Raw genomic sequence first — 17,322 nt, 5'->3', positions numbered from 1 at the left:
CACCCTCAACGCCATCCTCCGCACCCGGAAGCCCTGGAACCCCACGCATTCCAGCCAGAACATGAACACAGCGAAATAACCGCCAAGACAGTTGCTTTGAACCCTTGAGTCCGGACCCGTCGGTCGAAGCGCCAAACTCAAGGTTTCCAAAGGCCCTTCGGCCTTTGGTGGGGGGTCGGGGAGGGCAACGCCCCCCTCGTGCCACGGCGCCGGTCATACCGGCACATACCCCCGCGCCAGCGCCAGCTTCGTCCCCCGGTGATGCGCGTGGCAGATCGCCACCGCCAGCGCATCCGCTGCATCGGCGCGCTTCAGCGTGGCCCCCGGCAGCAGCCGCTTCACCATCGCCTCCACCTGCGGCTTCTCGGCATGGCCCGTGCCGACCACCGCGCGCTTGACTTCCATCGCCTGGTATTCCGCCACGGGAATCCCGGCCAGCGCGGGCGCCAGCAGCACCACCCCCCGCGCCTGGCCCAATTTCAGCGCCGCGCCCGGGTTCTTGTTGACATAGGTATGTTCCACCGCCGCCTCATCCGGCCGCCATGCCTCGATCAGCGCCGCCAGCGCCAGGTGCAGCGCCCGCAGCCTTTCGGCCAGCGGCGCATCGGCGTCGGTGGAGATCACCCCATCCCCCAGATGCCGCAGCCGGCTGCCGGCGCTTTCCACCAGCCCCCAGCCGGTATGCTGCAGGCCAGGGTCGAGTCCGAGCAAGCGAACGCTATGCATGGCGGTCCGATTCACGCGCCGGTCCGGCGCATGCGCCGGACCGCTGCGCCGCGGCGCCCCGCGATCGGGCGATCATGCATGGCCGTCCGACTCACGCTGCGCTCCTCGCTGCGCCGCAGCGCTCCGCGATCGGACGATCATGCATGGCCGTCCGATTCACGCTGCGCTCCTCGCTGCGCCGCAGCGCTCCGCGATCGGGCGATCATGTATGGCCGTCCGATTCACGCTGCGCTCCTCGCTGCGCCGCAGCGCTCCGCGATCGGACGGCGCCGGTCACGTCGCCTCAGGCCGAAAGCTTCAGGGAAACGGCGTCGGAGACCTCGAAATTGGCATACACATTCTGCACGTCGTCGCTCTCGTCCAGCCGGTCGAGCAGCTTCAGCACCTCCCGCGCCTTCTCCTCATCCAGGTCGATGCGCACATTCGGCACCCATTCGACCTTGGCGCTGTCCGGGCTGCCGAAGCGCGCCTCCAGCGCATCCCGCACCGCGAAGAAATCCTCCGGCGCGCAGGTGATCTCGTGGCCTTCCTCGTCGGAGTCCACATCCAGGGCGCCGGCCTCGATGGCGGCCTCCAGCATCTCCTCATCCTTGCCTTGCAGGCCGGGGTACCAGATCACCCCCTTGCGCTCAAACTGGAAGGAAACGCTGTTGGTCTCGCCCAGCGCCCCGCCGGCCTTGGCGAAAGCGGAGCGGATATCGCCCGCGGTGCGGTTGCGATTGTCGGTCAGCGCCTCGACGATGACGGCGACGCCATAGGGGCCGTAGCCCTCGTAGCGCACCTCCTGATAGTCCTCGCCCTGGCCGGCCGTGCTGGCGCGCTTGATGGCGCGGTCGATCGTGTCGCGCGTCATGTTCGCCACCAGCGCGGCCTTCACCGCGGCGCGCAGCCGCGGGTTCATCGCCGGGTCCGGCAGGCCCTGCTTGGCCGAGACGGTGATTTCGCGGATCAGCTTGCCGAAGGCCTGGGCCTTCTTGGCGCCCTGGGCCGCCTTGCGGTGCATGATGTTCTTGGCGTGCGAATGGCCGGCCATGGCCGGTGTCTCCGGTCACTTCAGATCGTGGATGAAGTCCGGCTTATAGCCTTGCGCCGCCCGCCGCGCCACCGGCGGGCTTGCGGCCGGGGGGCCAGGGCTGGCAGGCTGCGGGCCCATGGACGCCCTGACCTCATCCTCTCCCCTTGGCTCCCCCCTTGGCGACCCCTTCGCCGTCACCACCCTGGAACAGCTCGGCCAGCATTACGATGCGCCGCGGGAGCTGGTGATGAAGAAGGTGGCCCACCGGCTGGAGGAGAAGACGCGGGCCTTCATCGCCGCCTCCCCCTTCGCCATCCTGGCCACCAGCGGCAGCAACGGCCCGCATGCGACGCCGCGGGGCGATGCGCCCGGCTTCATCGTGCCGCTGGACGAGGTGACGCTGGCCCTGCCGGACCGCCGCGGCAACAACCGGCTGGATGGGCTGCGCGACATCATCGAGAATCCGGAAGTCGCCCTGCTCTTCCTCATTCCCGGCATCGGCGAGACGCTGCGGGTGAACGGCACGGCGCGCATCACCGCCGACCCGGCGCTGCGGGAGCGCTTCGTCGAGCAGGGGAAGACGCCGGCGACGGTGCTGCTGATCTCCGTGCGGGAGGTCTATATGCAATGCGCCAAGGCCATCATGCGGTCGAAGCTCTGGGGCGAGCGGCGCCGGCCGCAGGCGGTGCCGACCATGGGGCAGCTCATCGCCGCACATACCGGCGGCCTGGTCGAGCCGGAGAGCTATGACCGGGATGCGCCGCAGCGGCTGCGCGATACGATGTACTGAGAGCCTGCCGGGTCTGCGGCGCGCTTCGGCCCCGGCACATCGATGATGCCGATGGTGGCGGCCGGGGCTGCTGGCCGGGCGGCGGGCGGGCGACTCGGGTCATTTCGCCCGGCATCATGCGCCAGCATACTGTTCGCATGACCCCCGCGGCCTTGCCGGTGCACCGGCATCGGCAAACCCACCTGCTGGCCAGGACGTAAAATCCTTCGCCGATCCGCCGCCGGACCTTTGGGGCAGGTTCGGCGTTTCCGCGAGGCCGCTCGCACGGATGGGGAGTGCAGGCACGGCCTCCTGCCATGGGCCGTCGAAGCCAGGACCTTCGCCTCGACCCGAATCGGTTCGTTGCACAGGCAAGCCATACCGGGCCGGTCGCGGCACGGGCCGGCGGCGCTGCCGCCAATGGGCAGGGCCTCCCCGGCCTTCATTTCGCCTCCTTGCGTTTCGCCGGCATCGTTCGGACAGCCCCCGGCCTCGCCCCTCCTTTCAATCCCACCCGGGACAGCGCCGCGCCCGGCTGGTATGTCAGCCCGATCGCAACGCAGGGAGGGAGGACGGGCACTGCGCATCCTGCTGGTGGAAGACGAGCAGCGGCTGGCCGAGCTGCTGAGCGACGCGCTGCGCCGCCAGGGCTGGGCGGTGGATGCGGTGAGCAATTGCGGGGACGCCTACGCCGCGCTGCGGGTGGCCAGCTACCGCGCCATGATCCTCGACCTCAGCCTGCCGGATGGCGACGGCATGGGGCTGCTGCGCAACCTGCGCGCGGTGGGGGACACCATGCCGGTGCTGGTGCTGACGGCGCGCGGACGGATCGGCGAAAGGGTGGCCGGGCTGAATGCCGGGGCGGATGACTACATGGTCAAGCCCTGCGCCACGGCGGAGCTGCATGCCAGGCTGCTGGCCCTCACCCGCCGCGCCTCCGGCGCCCCGGCGCCGGTGCTGCGCCTCGGCCCGCTGGAATTCGACCAGGCCTCCCGCATGGCCTCGGTGCGCGGGGAGCCGCTGCGGCTGACGCTGCGCCCGGCCATGGTGCTGGAGGCGCTGCTGCAGGCCAAGGGCCGCTTCGTCTCCCGCACCGCGCTGCAGGAGAACCTCACCTCCTTCCAGGGCGGGCTCGAGAGCGGGGCGATCGAGGTCTACATCACCCGGCTGCGCCGCAGCCTGGAGGAGGCGGCGCCCGAGATCCGCATCGAGAACCAGCGCGGCTTCGGCTACCGCATCCTGCTGGACCCGCCGGCCTGATGCGCCGTCCCCGCTCGCTCACCGCGACCGGCGTCATCCTGCTGCTGCTCGGCACCGTCGGGGCGGCCGCCGCCTCGCTCGGCATGCTGCTGGCCCGCAACAGCATCTTCGTGGCGGATACCGAGGTGGAGTCGCTCACCACGAGGGCGCAGGCCCTGGCGCTCGGCCTGCGGCGGAGCGAGGGCGGGGGGTGGCGGCTGCACCTGCCGCGCGACCTCGCCGTGCGCTTCGACCCGAGCAACCGCCGCTCCTTCTACGCGGTCCGGGACGGTGCCGGCCGCGCCCTCCTCTCCTCGATGGACAGCGTGGCCGAGGAGGTGCCGGTGGTGCTGCCCAATTCGGATCTGGAGGAGCCCGCCAGCTTCCAGCTCCGGCGCGGCGGCATGGTGCTGCAGGGCGTCTCCACCCCGGTGGAGGTGGAGGGGGAGAGGCTGGTGATCCAGGTGGCCGACAATATGAGCCACCCGGATGTGCTGACGGATGATCTGGCGGCGAATTTCCTCGGCCAGGTCTCCTGGGTCATCCTGCCGGCCTTCCTCGCCCTGGCGGCGGTGGCCTTCGGCACGCTGCGGCTCTGCCTGCGCCCGATCGAACGGCTTTCGGAGCGGGCGGCGGCGCTGCCGCGGCTGGGCGCCGGCGCGCGGCTGGAGGAGGCGACAACCCCGCGCGAGATCCAGCCCCTGGTGCGGGCGATGAACGAGGCGCTGGACCGGGCGGAGCGCGCCCATGCCGCGCAGCGCCATTTCACCGCCGAGGCGGCGCACCAGATGCGCACCCCGCTGGCGGTGCTGAAGACCCATGCGGAGCTGATCCAGGATCCCCAGGCCAGCCGGCGGCTGGGCGCCGATATGGCGGCGCTGGAACGGATCGTCGAGCAATTGCTGACGCTTGCCGAGATCGATGCGGCGGAGGGGGCGGAGAATGGGGCGCCGGTCGATCTCGGCCTGCTGGCGGAGGCGGCGGTGAGCTTCCTGGAGCCGCTGGCGGCGCGGCAGGAGGTGGAGCTTGAGCTGGCGATGCCGGAGGCGCCGGTGCGCGTCGCCGGGCATGAGGAGCCGCTGTACCAGGCGCTGCTCAACCTGCTGCAGAATGCCATCGAGCACAGCCCGGAGGGCGGGCGGGTGCGGGTGGCGGTGGTGCCGCCCGGCAGCGTGGAGGTGGCGGATCAGGGGCCGGGCGTGCCGGAGCAGGAGAAGCCGCTGGTATTCCGCCGCTTCTGGCGGGCGCGGGCGGATCGCGCCGGGCGGCGGCGGGGGGCGGGGCTGGGATTGGCCATCGTGCAGCGCGTGGCGGAGCTGCACCGGGGAAGCGTGACGGTGGGCGATGCGCCAGGCGGCGGGGCGCTGTTCCGGCTGAGCCTGGAGCCGGTGGCGGGGTGACGGCGCGGCGCCCGGCCGGGACGCCGCCGCCGTCCCGGGTGGACGGACGCGTCGCCTTCCCGCCGGCCGGGAAGGGAAGATGGCGGCAAGGCCGGGCGCGCCGAAGCGCCCTCGACGTCGCGCCGGGGGCGCGCTTCCGGCGCGACGTCGAGCGCACCTCAGACCCAGGCCATATTGCGGTTTTCGTGCCAAGGATGCAGCCGCGCGTCGCGCGAACAGCGCGCCTTCACGTCGCGCGAACAGCGCGCCTTCGGCGTGACGCGCGATGCCGCTGCGCGGCTTCCCTGGCGCGAAAACATGGTCCCCGCGATGGATCGCCCTCGACGATGCCGAAGGCGCCATGAGGCGTTTTCGCGCCGTGAGGCCTCGTCAGGCCGCCGGCGCCACCGAAAGCCCGCGCACCTTATGCTCGGCGATGAAGCGGGCGACCAGGCCGCTGGCCTTCGCCTCCTCGACGAATTCCTTCAGGAAGGCAGCGCCCTTGGTGTTGGCCTTCGCCGTGCCGATCGCCTGCTGCACGGCCATGAACTGGCCGTCCAGGATGCGCGCGCCGGGCAGCGTCTCCACATCCGTCAGCAGGCCGGGGCGCAGGCCGGCATAGACCTCCTGCTTGCCGTCCAGGAAGGTCTTGAAGGCCGCGCCGCCGCCGCCCGGCACCAGGATCAGCTCCGCATGCCTGATGTTCCGCTCCAGCCACAGCGTATAGGCGGCGCCGGCGGAGGAGACGATGCGGTTGCCCTTCACATCCACCTGGGAGAGCTCGGTGATGGGGGAGCCGGGCGGCACCAGATAGGTCGCCTCGATCTCGACATAGGCGGCGGTGAAGTCGATCTTCGCCGCGCGCTGCGGCTCGGCGCCGATCAGGCCGATATCCCAGGCGCCGGTGCCGGCGGCATCGGCCAGCTCGCTCGGCCGGGCGTATTGCACGTATTGCACCGGCACGCCGAGGCGGCGCGCAATCTCCGCCGCCATGCTGGGGGAGACGCCGGTCGGGTCGCCATTCTCCGCCCGGCCGGTAACGAGCAGGAAATTGCCCATATTGATGCCGGCCCGCAGCACCCCGCTGGGGGCGAGTTCGGCGACGATTTCTGGCGACATGCGGGCTCTCCGGTGCTTCCTCGGGGTGGCCAGCATAAGCGGAACGGGCGGCGGCGCCAGAGCGTGATCGCCCGCGATCGCCCCGGCCGAAAGCGTGCATCGCGCGGCCGGACGAAAAGCCGGGGCGGGCGGCAGCGCGCCGCGGCGAACCGGCCTCGCTCCAGCCTTGCGCCGCCGCGCCGCGCGCCGCACCATCGCCGGCCGCGAAGGGAGAGCAGGCATGGCAGCGCCCGAGGTTCCGATCGAGGTCGACCCCGCGACCGGCATCTGGCGCACCGACGGGCTGCCGATGATCTACCTGCCGCGCCATTTCCTGGTGAACATCCAGAAGGCGGTGGAGCAGGCGATCGGGCCGGAGGCCTTCCGCGCGCTGCTGTACGAGGCTTCCGACCTCTCCGCCCTGCAATGGTGCCGGGCGGAGGCGAAGACGCATGGGCTCTCGCCCGTGGCGACCTTCCGCCATTACCTGAAGCGGCTGTCGCAGCGCGGCTACGGGCTGATCGACATCACCGCGCTGGATGAGGCCGCGGGCAGCGCGGAGGTCACGGTGCGGCATTCCGCCTATGCCCTGGCCTATGGCCCGGAGACCGGCCGCCGCGTCTGCTACATGTTCGAGGGCAGCTTCGCCGGCGGCATGCGCTACGTGCTGGAGGAAGCCGGCAAGCCGGGCGAGCCGCGCTGCCGGGAAGTGGCCTGCGCCGCCGAAGGCCATCCCGCCTGTCGGTTCGAATTGCGCTGCGAGGCGGTGGCGTAGCGCCCTGCCCCCTGGACGCGCCCGGGCCCCGCCCGGCACGGGCAGGGCCCGGCACGCCATGCAGCCGGCATTCCGGCACCGGAAAGGCCCCCGCGCCCAGGCTGCCGGTGTCGCGCCTTTTCGCTGGCGCCGATGCGCAATCCGCGCCAGCTTTCCTGTGGCGGCAGCAAGACCGCATGGGGAAACGCGCCATGATAGATCGTCGCAGCGTCTTCAGGGCCGCCGCCGGCGTGGCCTTCTGTACCTGTGGCCTGCAGCAGGCCGCCCGCGCGCAGGGCAGCGCGCCTCGCCAGGCCGTGACGGTCGGCGGCCGCCGGGTGAAGACCATCGATGTCCACGCCCATTGCGTCTTCCGCGAGGCGCTGCCGCTGCTGGACGGCAATGAGGCACGGATGATCAACCGTTCCGTGCGCGGGGCGGAGGAGACCTATATCGAGATCCAGCAGCGCTTCGCCGCCATGGACGCGCAGAAGGTCGATATGGAGGTGCTCTCCATCAACCCCTTCTGGTACGGCATGGAGCGCGACCAGGCCGCCGCCGTGGTGAAGCTGAACAATGAGAAGATGGCGGAGCTCTGCGCCGCGCATCCGGAGCGTTTCGCCGGCTTCGCCAGCCTGACGCTGCAGGCGCCCGACCTGGCGGTGCAGGAGCTGGAAGCCGCGATGCGCCGCCAGGGGCTGAAGGGTGCCGCGATCGGCGGCAGCGTCGGCGCGGCGGAGTTCTCCGACCCGAAATTCCACCCCGTCTGGCAGAAGGCGGAGGAGCTGGGCGCGGTGCTGTTCATCCACCCCGCCGGCACGCCGCAGCTCAGCCAGCGCTTCGCCGGCAATGGCTGGCTGGCCAATACCATCGGCAATCCGCTGGAGACGACCATCGCCCTTTCCAAGCTGATCTTCGAGGGCACGCTGGATCGCTTCCCCGATTTGAAGATCATCGCCGCGCATGGCGGCGGCTTCCTGCCTTCCTATGCCGACCGCTCCGACCATGCCTGCATGGTGAGCCCGGCGGGCTGCAACCCGAACATCCAGCTCAGGAAGAAGCCGAGCGAATATCTCAGCCAGCTTTATTTCGACTCGCTGATCTTCGGCGCGGAGGCGATCCGGCATCTGCAGGCGCAGGTCGGCGCCAGCCAGATCGTGCTGGGCAGCGACTACCCCTATCCCTGGCAGCTCAAGCCGGTGGACCACATCTTCGCCTGCGATTCGCTGAGCGAGGAGGAGAAGGTGGGCGTGCTGGGCGGCAATGCCGCGCGGCTGCTGAAGATCAACGCCTAAGGGAGGCCGCCATGAACCATGTCGTCGCCCCGGACTATGGCAGCGAGAGCGCCGCGATGCGCGACTATCTCGCGGCTGGCGAGGCACGCGCCGCCGCGCTCGGCAATCGCGGGAAGCTGCGCTTCACCGCGGAGGGCGCGGTGCATCCGGAGATATTGGAAGCCTATCGGCGCTGCGGCTTCTATGTCTTCGAGGGCGTGATCGGCGCCGAGGAGCTGGCCGATATCGAAGCCGATGTGAAGGCGATCCTGGACCGGCTGCCGGCCGAGCGTGGCGCGGCGCTGGACGCCAAGGGAAGGCCGGCGCTGGCGGCCGATTGCCAGGCGCAGACGCTGTTCTGGTCCCGCCCGCTCGGCGACCCCTTCGGCGGCACCGAGCTGGCCAATGGCCGCCACCCGGTGAAGATGTTCGAGCCGACGCCGGATGCGGCGGCGCCGAAGGAGGTGGTCTATCTCATCCTCGGCTCGCTGCAATTCTCGAAAGCCGCGCTGCGGCTCTATGGCCATCCCGGGCTGCTGGCGGTGGCGGCGGCGGTGAACGGCCCGGATTTCGCGCCCTTCAACGAGGCGCTGTTCATCAAGGAGCCGGGGCGCGGCGCCTCCGTCGCCTGGCACCAGGATGGGGTGACGCATTGGACCAGCCCGGATTGGGATGAGGGCGTGCACGGCTTCAATTTCATGGCGCAGCTCTATGGCTGCACCGCGGCGAATGGCGTCTGGGTGGTGCCGGGCTCCCACAAGCGCGGCAAGGCCGACATCAAGGCGATGGTGGCGGCAGCAGGCTCGGAGCGGCTGCCGGAGGCGGTGCCGATCCTCTGCGCCCCGGGCGATGTGGCGATCACCAACCGCCAGACCGTGCATGGCAGCTTCGCCAATACCAGCCGGGACTGGCGGGTGACGCTGAATTTCGGCTTCCACCGAAGGCGCTCCGTGCTGGGGGTGCAGGGCGGCGGCGTGCACAACGCGCCGGCGGTGTATGATGCGGACCGCATCCGCGAGCGCGCCCGCGTCATCGGCTATGCCATCGACGCGCGCCGGCAGCGCTTCCCCCAGGAGACGCCCTTCGTCTACCGGCCGCATGTCGCGGAGGGGCTGCGCTACACCTGGGATGCGGCGGCGAAGGCGGGGATGAAGGACTACAATCTGCTCGACCTCAGCATCTAGAGCAGATCGCCGGAGGGCGGCATCGCCCGGAGGCGTGAATCTGCTCTACGATCCATAAGCTAGAGCGGTTTCGCGCTGCACAGTCAGCGTGAAACCGCTCTAGCCAGGGTCGCGCAGATTCTCCCGCAGGGTGCGGCCGGCATACTCGGTCCGCACCAGGCCGCGGCGCTGCAATTCCGGCACCACCATGCGGCCGAATTCCTCGATGGTGGCGGGCAGCACCGTAGGCGGCAGGATGAAGCCGTCGCAGGCGCCGGAGGTGAACCAATCCTCCATCCAATCGGCGATCTGCTTCGGCGTCCCGGCCAGCAGCGCACGCGGCCGCCGCACCGCTTCCGCGAAGCTGATGCCATGCTGCCGCGCCACCTGCAGCATCCGGTCGCGATGGCCGGCCACGCCCTGGTTGCCGCTGCCCGCCTCCAGCGCCTCCGGCGTCTCGATCTTGCTGAGATCGGCGACGACGGACCAAGAGGCGGCGGCCAGCACCAGTTCCGGATCCACCAGGGATTCCAGGTATGCCGCCTTCTCCCGCGCAATGCTCTCCGTCTCCCCCACCACCAGCGTGACGGAGGGCAGCACGGCGCAATGCCCGGGCGGCCGGCCGATGGCCTCCATGCGCGCATGGATATCGGCGCGATAGGCCCGCGCGTCTTCCTTGGTGGCCGGGCTGCAGAACAGCGCCTCCCCCCAGCGCGCCGCAAATTCCCGGCCGCGCGGGGAGGAACCGGCCTGCATCAGCACCGGCCGCACCTGCGGGCTGCGCGGGATGGAAAGCGGGCCTTCCGTGCGGACGTACCGCCCCTCGTAATTGGCGCGGCGGATCTTCCCCGGGTCGGCGAAGCGGCCGGACTCGCGGTCGAAGACCAGCGCATCCTCATCCCAGCCGGTCCAGAGCGCGTCGCAGGCTTCCAGCACCTCATCGGCCATGTCGTAGCGCTGGTCCTTGGGCGGCAGGGCGGGCAGGCCGCAATTCCGCGCCTCGAAATCCCGCGCGGTGGTGACCACGTTCCACGCCGCCCGCCCTTGGCTGAGAATGTCCAGCGAGCCCAGCCAGCGTGCCAGGATGTAGGGCGGCATGAAGGTGGTGGAGAGGGTGACGCCAAGGCCGAGATGCCGCGTCACCCGCGCCATCATCGGCAGCAGGGTCATCGGGTCCAGCAGGGAGAGCTGGCCGCCGCGGCCGACGTAATCCGCGTAGCTCTGCTTGTAGAGGTCGGGGATGCCGAGGCCATCGGCGAAGAAGCAGGCATCGAAGCAGGCGGCTTCCAGGGCGCGGGCGGTGTGTTCCCAGCGCTCCGGGGTCAATATGTCCTCCAGCGCCGAGGCCGGGTGGCGCCAGGCGCTGGGATAGCTGAAATTCGGCCCGGCCTTCAGATAGGCGATAAGGCTCATCCTGCGGCGCGCGGTCATGCTCGGCCCTTCCTGCTCGGCGCCAGGCCCATGCAAGCCCCGCGCCGCCGCTCCCTCCCTGCCTGCGTGGGAGGGTCGGGTTGGGGTGCGGTGCCGCCCGACGAAACGTGGGGCCAACACCCTCCGCACCCGATCAACCTCCACCCCAGCCCTCCCCCGCGAGCGGGGGAGGGAGTCAGCGGAGCAGTTCCGCCTCCGTCCGTGCCTGCAGCTCGGAAAAACTCATTCCCGGGATGATCTCCGCCACCTTGAAGCCCGCCGGCGTCACATCCAGCACCGCCATATTCGTATAGACCCGCGTCACGCAGGCGCCGGCCGTCAGCGGGTAGGTGCAGCGGCGCAGCAGACGTGGCTGGCCGTCCTTCGTCACATGCTCCATCACCACCCAGACGCGCTTCGCCCCCACCGCCAGATCCATGGCGCCGCCGATCTGCCGCGCCACCTCCTTCGGCGAGTGCGACCAATTCGCCAGATCGCCATTCTCCGCCACCTGAAAGCCGCCCAGCACGCAGAGATCCAGATGCCCGCCGCGGACGATCGCGAAGCTGTCCGCGTGATGCACCAGGCTGGCGCCGACGCGCAGGCTGATGCGCTGGCTGCTGGCATTGATCAGCCAGGGATTCTCCTTGTGCTTCTCCGGCGCCGGCCCCATGCCCAGCACGCCGTTCTCCGAATGCAGGATCACCTCCCGCTCTGCGGGGATGTGGTTGCCGATCAAGGTCGGCACGCCGATGCCGAGATTGACGTACCACCCCTCCGGGATGTCCCGCGCCGCGCGCGCCGCCATGCCGTCGCGGCTCAGCGGCTTCCATGCCTGTTCCGTCGTCGTGCTCATCGCGGCCTCCCTCAGATCGGCAATTTCGGGTCGCCGACCGGCAGATGCAGCACGCGGTCGACGAAGATGCCGGGCGTCATCACCTGCTCCGCCGGCATCTGGCCCAAATCGCAGACATGGTGGGTCTGCACGATGGTCAGCTCAGCCGCCATCGCCACCAGCGGGTTGAAATTCCGGCCCGCGCCGCGGAACACCAGATTGCCCCAGCGATCGGCCATCCAGGCCTCCACCAGCGCCACATCGGCGTGGATCGCCTCCTCCAGCACGCAGCGGCGGCCGCGATATTCGCGGATCTCCTTACCCTCGGCCACCAGCGTGTCGGCGCCGGTCGGCGTGTAGAAGGCGGGGATGCCGGCGCCGGCGGCGCGGATGCGCTCGGCCAGCGTCCCCTGCGGGATCACCTCCGCCACCACCGTGCCCGCCTTCACCGCATCGCCGCAGACGCTGCCGGCGCGGACGAAGCTGGTGACGACCTTGCGCACGCGGCCCAATTCCACCAGCCGGGCGAAGCCCGTCACCTTCGCCCCCGCCACCCGCGGCTTGCCGGTGGCATTGATGATGACGGTGAGGTCCGTCGCCCCCTGTTCGATCAGCCCGTCGATCAGGGCGTTGGGCGCCCCCACCTCGGCGAAGCCGGGGATCATCACCACTGACCCGTCCCTGATGCCGTCCATGGCCTCTGCCATGGAGCGCACGAATTTATCGATCATGCCGCGGCCGTCTCCTCCTTCGGCGGCGGAGTCTGGCGCGGATCGGCCCAGGGCGCCAGCCGCCTTGCACGCAGCGCCAGGACATGCTGCGCTGCACCGGGAACCTGCGCGCCAGCCAACACGCCAACCCCGTGCGATGCCAGCGGCCTTCGCCGCCGCCGGCCTCTGGAGAGCCCGCATGCCCGCCCGCCCCCAGATCAGCCTCGGCCTGTCGATGCGCTATCTCGGCTACCATGCCGCGGCCTGGCGCCATCCCTCGGCGGATCCGAACGCCGCCTCCTCCTACGCGCATTACCTGCATGTCGCCCGGGTGGCAGAGGCGGCGAAATTCGACATGGTGTTCCTGGCGGACGGCATCGGGCTGCGCACCAAGGACGAGCCGCCCGGCGCCCTCTGCCGCTCCCACCAGACGCTGGAGCTGGAGCCGCTGACCCTGCTCTCGGCCCTGGCGCCGATGACGCAGCGCATCGGCCTCGTCGCCACCGCCTCCACCACCTATAACGAGCCCTTCCACATCGCCCGCAAATGGGCCTCGCTCGACCATCTCAGCGGCGGCCGCGCCGGCTGGAACATCGTGACGAGCTGGTCCGAGGCCGAGGCCTGGAATTTCAACCGCGAGAAGCATCTGGACTACGAGACCCGCTACGACCGCGCCGCCGAGTTCGTGGAGGTGGTGAAGGGCCTCTGGGATTCCTGGGAGGCGGACGCGCCGGTCTTCGACAAGGCGAGCGGCATCTTCTTCGACCAGTCGAAGCTGCACCCGCTGCACCACCAGGGCCGCCACTTCAAGGTGCGCGGGCCGCTGACCATCAAGCGCACGCCGCAGGGGCGGCCGGTGCTGGTGCAGGCCGGCGCCTCGGAACAGGGGCTGGAGATCGCGGCGAAGAGCGCCGATGTGGTCTATTCCGCCTCCCACCACCTGGAGCACGCCCGGGCCTATTACACCGAGCTGAAATCCCGCCTGGCGAAATACGGGCGGGCGCCGGAAGAGCTGAAGATCATGCCCGGCATCACCCTCTTCATCGGCCGCACCATGGCGGAGGCGCAGGAGAAATACGACCTGATCAATGCGCTGGTCGCGCCGGAGATCGGGCTCTCATATCTCTACGGCCAGCTCGGCGATCTCTCCGGCTATGACCTGGACGGGCCGGTGCCGGAACCGCGCAACCCGATGATCAAGAGCATCTCCCGCAACCTGCTGGCGCTGGCGCAGCGGGACAAGCTGACCATCCGGCAGCTCTACACCACCATCGCCGCCGGCTTCGGCGGGCGCGTGCTGGTGGGCACGCCGGAAAGCATCGTGGACGATATGGAGGAATGGGTGGCGGCGGGCGCGGCGGACGGCTTCAACATCTGCCCGCCGGTGCTGCCGCTGGGGCTGGAGGAATTCGTCGAGCTGGTGGTGCCGGAGCTGCGGCGGCGGGGGATGTTCCGGGAGGAATATGCCGGGCCGACGCTGCGCGACCATCTGGGCGTGAAGGCGCCGGCCAACCGGTACGGCGCGGCACGGGGGGAGACGCGGGCGGCGGAGTAGGTGACGGGGGCTTCGCCCCCATACCCCTAGAGCGGTTTCACGCTGACGGTGCAGCGCGAAACCGCTCTAGCTCATGGATTGTAGAGCAGATTCACGCCTCCGGGCGATGCCGCCCTCCGGCGATCTGCTCTAGTAGGGGCTCTGCCCCTGCACCCCGCCGGGGGGAAGGCTTCCCCCCGGACTCCGCCCTGAGTCTGCCGGTTCAACCCACGGCCTCAGCGCTTCCACCACCCCCGCTTGCGCGGCGCGGCGTCGCCCAGCGCATCGACGCTCACCGGCTGGATCGGCGGCGCCGCCACCGGCTCATGCGCCGCAGGGGCTGGCTCCGGCGCGGCTGCCACCGGCTCCGGCGCTCGCTCAACAGCCTCAGCCGCCACGGCTTCCGGCGGGGGCGCGGGCGGCTCCTCCACCACCGTCACCGGCTCGGCCGCAGCCTCGGGCGCCGGCGGCTCGGCCTCAGCTTCGGCTTCGGCTTCGGCTTCGGCTTCGGCTTCGGGCGGCATATCGCTCACCACGGCAGCCGCCACCACGGCCGGCGCGGCGGCACGGGCGCGGCGGCTGGCAGCGGCGGCTTCGGCTGCGGCCTCCGCCGCCTCCATGGCTGCCAGGATGTCATCCACATGCCCGGCGAAAGGGTCCGCCGGGGTCGGGCCGGAATAGCGCGGCGCCGGGGCGTCCGGCGTCTCGGCGGGGCGCGGCCCCTCCGCCCCCTCCGGCCGCGGCCCACGGCGACGGCGGCGGCGGCGGCGCGGGCCGTCGCGCCCATCCTCGCCCTCCTCGCCAGGCTCGGCCGCCTCGGCGGCCGCTTCCGCCTCCTCCGCCACCGGTTCGGCGGGCGCCGCCCCGGCCTCGGCTTCGGCCTCGGCAGCGGGGGCGTCCTCGCCCTCCTCCGCCTCATCCTCCTCCTCCTCGCCATCCGCGGCCGCTTCCATCGGCGCGCCGGGCTCGGCCCGGCCGCCGCTCCGCCGGCGACGGCGGCGACGCCGGCGGCGGCTGCCCTCGCCCTCCGCCTCGCCATTCAGCCGCGGCGCCTCGGCACCGGATTCGGCCGCCTCCTCGGCGGTCTCCTCCTCCGGCTCGGGCTCGGGTTCCGGGGCGTAATCCATGCGCAGCGCGGCGGGCGCCGTCTCCACCGCCCGGTTCGGGTCGGCCGCCTTCAGCTTCTCCAGCCGGTAGGCCGGCGGCATCAGGCTGTCATCCGGCTCGAACAGCACGGACATGCCGAAGCGCGCCTCGATCGCCGCCAGCTTGTCCCGCTTGCGGTTCAGCAGATAGAGCGCGATGGGCGTCGCCACCTTCACCGCAAGCTCCGCGGTGCGGCGCCTGGCGCCCTCCTCCTCCACCGCCCGCAGCACCTGCAGCGCGCTGCTCTCCACGCTGCGCACCTGGCCGCGGCCCTGGCAATGCGGGCAGGTGACGAAGGTGGTCTCGGTCAGCGAGGGGCGCAGCCGCTGGCGGGACATCTCCAGCAGGCCGAAATGCGAGATGCGGCCCACCTGGATGCGGGCGCGGTCGAAGCGCAGCGCCTCCTTCAGCCGCCGCTCCACCATGCCGTCATGCTTGGACGACTCCATGTCGATGAAGTCGATGACGATGAGGCCGGCGAGGTCGCGCAGGCGAAGCTGGCGGGCGATCTCATCCGCCGCTTCGAGGTTGGTGCGGAGCGCCGTGTCCTCGATGTGCCGCTCGCGCGTCGCGCGGCCGGAATTCACGTCGATGGCGACCAGCGCCTCGGTCTGGTTGATGACGATGTAGCCGCCGGAGCGGAGCTGCACCGTCGGCGAGTGCATGGCGTCGAGCTGCTGCTCCACCTGATGCCGCGCGAACAGCCCGCCGTCGCGGAAATACTGGATCTTGCGGGCATGCTGCGGCATCAGCATGCGCATGAACTCGCGCGCCTCCTGGTAGGCCTCCTCGCCATCCACCAGGATCTCCTCCACGTCGCGGCTGAAGACGTCGCGGATGGAGCGCTTGATGAGGTCGGCTTCCTCGTAGATCAGCGCCGGCGCGGTGGATTGCAGCGTCCGCTCGCGGATGTTGTCCCAGAGGCGGAGCAGGTATTCGCAGTCGCGGCGGATCTCGGGCTTCGGCCGGTTGGCGCCGGCGGTGCGGACGATGAGGCTCATGCCGTCCGGCAGGCCGAGCTCGTCGATCACCTCGCGCAGCCGCTTGCGGTCGGTGGCGGAGGTGATCTTGCGGGAGACGCCGCCGCCGCGCGGCGAATTCGGCATCAGCACGGAGAAGCGGCCGGCGAGGGAGATGTAGGTGGTCAGCGCCGCGCCCTTCGTCCCGCGCTCCTCCTTCACCACCTGCACCAGCATGATCTGCCGGCGGCGGATCACTTCCTGGATCTTGTAGTGGCGCATGAAGCGCGGGGTGGCGCGGCGCTCCCGCACCACCTCCTCGGGTCCCTCGCCGCCGATGGTCTCGGGCGGCGGCGCGTCCTCCTCCTCGGCCTCGGCCTCGGCGGCGTCCAGCCCGGCCTCGTCATGGCCGTTCGCCAGGGGGGGGCGGCCGGCGATCTCCGGCTGCTCGCCCTCGCCGGGGGCGGGGGGCGGCTCGGCCGCCTCGAACGCCGGGGCGGGGGTCTCGCCCGCCGCGGCCGCTTCGGCCGGCGCCTCGGCAGCGGGGGTCGCCGCCTCGGCCTCTGCCGGGGCCTCGGCGGCCGGGGCGTCCGCCGGCGACGCCGCCGGGGCGGCAGCCTCGGCCGGCGCGGCCTCGCCCGGATCGGGCACCGCCTCCACGGGCGCGGCGCCGACGGCCTCCGCCGCCGCCTCCACCGCCACGGCCAGGCGCTCGGCCGCCTCCTCCGCCGCTTCCACCGCGACGGTCAGGCTCTCGGCGGCGGTCTCCGCCGCCTCGTCCTCTTCCGCCTCTTCCTCGGCCGCCTCGGCTTCCTCGGCCTCGCGGGCCTCCTCCGCCTGCAGCTCCAGCAGGCGCTGCCGGTCGGCGACCGGGATCTGGTAGTAATCCGGGTGGATTTCGCCGAAGGCCAGGAAGCCGTGGCGGTTGCCGCCATATTCGACGAAGGCCGCCTGCAGGCTGGGCTCCACCCGGACCACCTTGGCCAGGTAGATATTGCCCTTCAGCGGAAGGCGGTTGGCCGCTTCGAGGTCGAATTCCTCAAGCCGGTTGCCGTCCAGCACCACCACGCGGGTTTCCTCCGCGTGGGATGCGTCGATCAGCATGCGTTTGGTCATTGAAGCACTGCTCCGCGCCGCGCGGCACTGCGGTGCAGCGCGACGGATCGGGGTGGGATGTCCCGGGCATGGCGGGCGGCGCGGCGCGTAGGATCTGCATGTTGCGGCCACCTCCTGCTCGGCGGGGGCCGGTCCGGGCGCGCCGCGCATCCCGGTCTCGGGGCTGGCGGCGGCGGCCCGGGGCGGCGCCCCTGG

The 17,322-nt window shown here is 71.1% G+C and carries 14 protein-coding genes; 7 read left to right on the top strand and 7 right to left on the bottom strand.

The window, feature by feature from the left end; genetic code table 11:
- Nucleotides 1-213: 213 nt before the first annotated feature.
- Together ruvC and E5N76_RS22470 are read right to left on the bottom strand one after the other, a co-directional pair.
- Nucleotides 214-726, bottom strand: coding sequence for a crossover junction endodeoxyribonuclease RuvC (ruvC, locus tag E5N76_RS22475; RefSeq protein WP_149539567.1), 513 nt, complete (start codon nucleotides 724-726; stop codon nucleotides 214-216).
- Nucleotides 727-1,009: 283 nt separating this feature from the next.
- A complete protein-coding gene (locus tag E5N76_RS22470; protein ID WP_149539566.1) occupies nucleotides 1,010-1,759 on the bottom strand; it encodes a YebC/PmpR family DNA-binding transcriptional regulator in 750 nt (249 codons plus the stop codon).
- A gap of 118 nt (nucleotides 1,760-1,877) precedes the next feature.
- On the opposite strand from E5N76_RS22470, the gene E5N76_RS22465 reads away from it, so the two are divergent.
- The 3 genes from E5N76_RS22465 to E5N76_RS22455 all read left to right on the top strand — a co-directional run bounded on the left by E5N76_RS22465 (nucleotide 1,878) and on the right by E5N76_RS22455 (nucleotide 5,149).
- On the top strand, nucleotides 1,878-2,531 hold the full coding sequence (locus E5N76_RS22465; RefSeq protein WP_149539565.1) for a pyridoxamine 5'-phosphate oxidase family protein: 654 nt from the start codon (nucleotides 1,878-1,880) through the stop codon (nucleotides 2,529-2,531).
- A 573-nt stretch (nucleotides 2,532-3,104) separates the two neighbouring features.
- Nucleotides 3,105-3,770: a response regulator transcription factor gene (locus E5N76_RS22460; protein ID WP_235907827.1), complete on the top strand. Its 666-nt coding sequence runs from the start codon at nucleotides 3,105-3,107 to the stop codon at nucleotides 3,768-3,770.
- The gene (locus E5N76_RS22455; RefSeq protein WP_149539564.1) at nucleotides 3,770-5,149 is read left to right on the top strand and encodes a sensor histidine kinase; all 1,380 of its coding nucleotides are present in this window, start codon (nucleotides 3,770-3,772) and stop codon (nucleotides 5,147-5,149) included. Before E5N76_RS22460 ends, E5N76_RS22455 begins: the two co-directional genes overlap by 1 nt.
- A gap of 369 nt (nucleotides 5,150-5,518) precedes the next feature.
- Here the strand turns inward: E5N76_RS22455 and E5N76_RS22450 are convergent, their stop codons facing one another.
- Nucleotides 5,519-6,247 carry a transporter substrate-binding domain-containing protein gene (locus tag E5N76_RS22450; protein WP_149539563.1) on the bottom strand — a complete coding sequence of 243 codons (729 nt, stop codon included), beginning with the start codon at nucleotides 6,245-6,247 and terminating at the stop codon, nucleotides 5,519-5,521.
- 220 nt (nucleotides 6,248-6,467) lie between these two features.
- On the opposite strand from E5N76_RS22450, the gene E5N76_RS22445 reads away from it, so the two are divergent.
- From E5N76_RS22445 to E5N76_RS22435, 3 genes are all read left to right on the top strand, one after another.
- Nucleotides 6,468-7,001 (top strand): 4-vinyl reductase, encoded by a 534-nt coding sequence (locus E5N76_RS22445; protein WP_149539562.1) that lies wholly within the window; start codon nucleotides 6,468-6,470, stop codon nucleotides 6,999-7,001.
- Nucleotides 7,002-7,192: 191 nt separating this feature from the next.
- On the top strand, nucleotides 7,193-8,275 hold the full coding sequence (locus E5N76_RS22440) for an amidohydrolase family protein (RefSeq protein WP_149539561.1): 1,083 nt from the start codon (nucleotides 7,193-7,195) through the stop codon (nucleotides 8,273-8,275).
- A gap of 11 nt (nucleotides 8,276-8,286) precedes the next feature.
- A complete protein-coding gene (locus E5N76_RS22435) occupies nucleotides 8,287-9,438 on the top strand; it encodes a phytanoyl-CoA dioxygenase family protein (RefSeq protein WP_149539560.1) in 1,152 nt (383 codons plus the stop codon).
- Nucleotides 9,439-9,537: 99 nt separating this feature from the next.
- Here E5N76_RS22435 and E5N76_RS22430 read toward each other — a convergent pair whose 3' ends face one another.
- The 3 genes from E5N76_RS22430 to E5N76_RS22420 form a co-directional block, all read right to left on the bottom strand.
- A complete protein-coding gene (locus E5N76_RS22430) occupies nucleotides 9,538-10,848 on the bottom strand; it encodes an NtaA/DmoA family FMN-dependent monooxygenase (protein ID WP_149539559.1) in 1,311 nt (436 codons plus the stop codon).
- Between the two features lie 175 nt (nucleotides 10,849-11,023).
- The gene (locus E5N76_RS22425) at nucleotides 11,024-11,683 is read right to left on the bottom strand and encodes a 3-oxoacid CoA-transferase subunit B (protein ID WP_149539558.1); all 660 of its coding nucleotides are present in this window, start codon (nucleotides 11,681-11,683) and stop codon (nucleotides 11,024-11,026) included.
- Between the two features lie 11 nt (nucleotides 11,684-11,694).
- Entirely contained in the window at nucleotides 11,695-12,393 is a 699-nt protein-coding gene (locus E5N76_RS22420; RefSeq protein WP_149539557.1) for a CoA transferase subunit A, read from the bottom strand.
- Between the two features lie 178 nt (nucleotides 12,394-12,571).
- Here E5N76_RS22420 and E5N76_RS22415 point away from each other — a divergent pair, with 178 nt between their 5' ends.
- Nucleotides 12,572-13,927 carry an LLM class flavin-dependent oxidoreductase gene (locus tag E5N76_RS22415; RefSeq protein WP_149539556.1) on the top strand — a complete coding sequence of 452 codons (1,356 nt, stop codon included), beginning with the start codon at nucleotides 12,572-12,574 and terminating at the stop codon, nucleotides 13,925-13,927.
- 215 nt (nucleotides 13,928-14,142) lie between these two features.
- On the opposite strand, the gene E5N76_RS22410 is transcribed toward E5N76_RS22415, so the two are convergent.
- Nucleotides 14,143-17,127, bottom strand: coding sequence for an Rne/Rng family ribonuclease (locus E5N76_RS22410; RefSeq protein WP_149539555.1), 2,985 nt, complete (start codon nucleotides 17,125-17,127; stop codon nucleotides 14,143-14,145).
- Between the last annotated feature and the right edge of the window lie 195 nt (nucleotides 17,128-17,322).

It is taken from the genome of Siccirubricoccus phaeus, from assembly GCF_008360935.1.
In the GTDB taxonomy this organism is placed as follows: domain Bacteria; phylum Pseudomonadota; class Alphaproteobacteria; order Acetobacterales; family Acetobacteraceae; genus Siccirubricoccus; species Siccirubricoccus phaeus.
The sequence above is the reverse complement of the archived record's forward strand: the minus strand, read 5'-3'. Positions and strand labels throughout refer to the sequence as shown.

Bases quoted from the DNA above. Each gene is read 5' to 3' on its own strand.
- ruvC (WP_149539567.1), bottom strand. From the start codon at position 726: ATGCATAGCGTTCGCTTGCTCGGACTCGACCCTGGCCTGCAGCATACC.
- E5N76_RS22470 (WP_149539566.1), bottom strand. From the start codon at position 1,759: ATGGCCGGCCATTCGCACGCCAAGAACATCATGCACCGCAAGGCGGCC.
- E5N76_RS22465 (WP_149539565.1), top strand. From the start codon at position 1,878: ATGGACGCCCTGACCTCATCCTCTCCCCTTGGCTCCCCCCTTGGCGAC.
- E5N76_RS22455 (WP_149539564.1), top strand. From the start codon at position 3,770: ATGCGCCGTCCCCGCTCGCTCACCGCGACCGGCGTCATCCTGCTGCTG.
- E5N76_RS22450 (WP_149539563.1), bottom strand. From the start codon at position 6,247: ATGTCGCCAGAAATCGTCGCCGAACTCGCCCCCAGCGGGGTGCTGCGG.
- E5N76_RS22445 (WP_149539562.1), top strand. From the start codon at position 6,468: ATGGCAGCGCCCGAGGTTCCGATCGAGGTCGACCCCGCGACCGGCATC.
- E5N76_RS22440 (WP_149539561.1), top strand. From the start codon at position 7,193: ATGATAGATCGTCGCAGCGTCTTCAGGGCCGCCGCCGGCGTGGCCTTC.
- E5N76_RS22435 (WP_149539560.1), top strand. From the start codon at position 8,287: ATGAACCATGTCGTCGCCCCGGACTATGGCAGCGAGAGCGCCGCGATG.
- E5N76_RS22430 (WP_149539559.1), bottom strand. From the start codon at position 10,848: ATGACCGCGCGCCGCAGGATGAGCCTTATCGCCTATCTGAAGGCCGGG.
- E5N76_RS22425 (WP_149539558.1), bottom strand. From the start codon at position 11,683: ATGAGCACGACGACGGAACAGGCATGGAAGCCGCTGAGCCGCGACGGC.
- E5N76_RS22420 (WP_149539557.1), bottom strand. From the start codon at position 12,393: ATGATCGATAAATTCGTGCGCTCCATGGCAGAGGCCATGGACGGCATC.
- E5N76_RS22415 (WP_149539556.1), top strand. From the start codon at position 12,572: ATGCCCGCCCGCCCCCAGATCAGCCTCGGCCTGTCGATGCGCTATCTC.
- E5N76_RS22410 (WP_149539555.1), bottom strand. From the start codon at position 17,127: ATGACCAAACGCATGCTGATCGACGCATCCCACGCGGAGGAAACCCGC.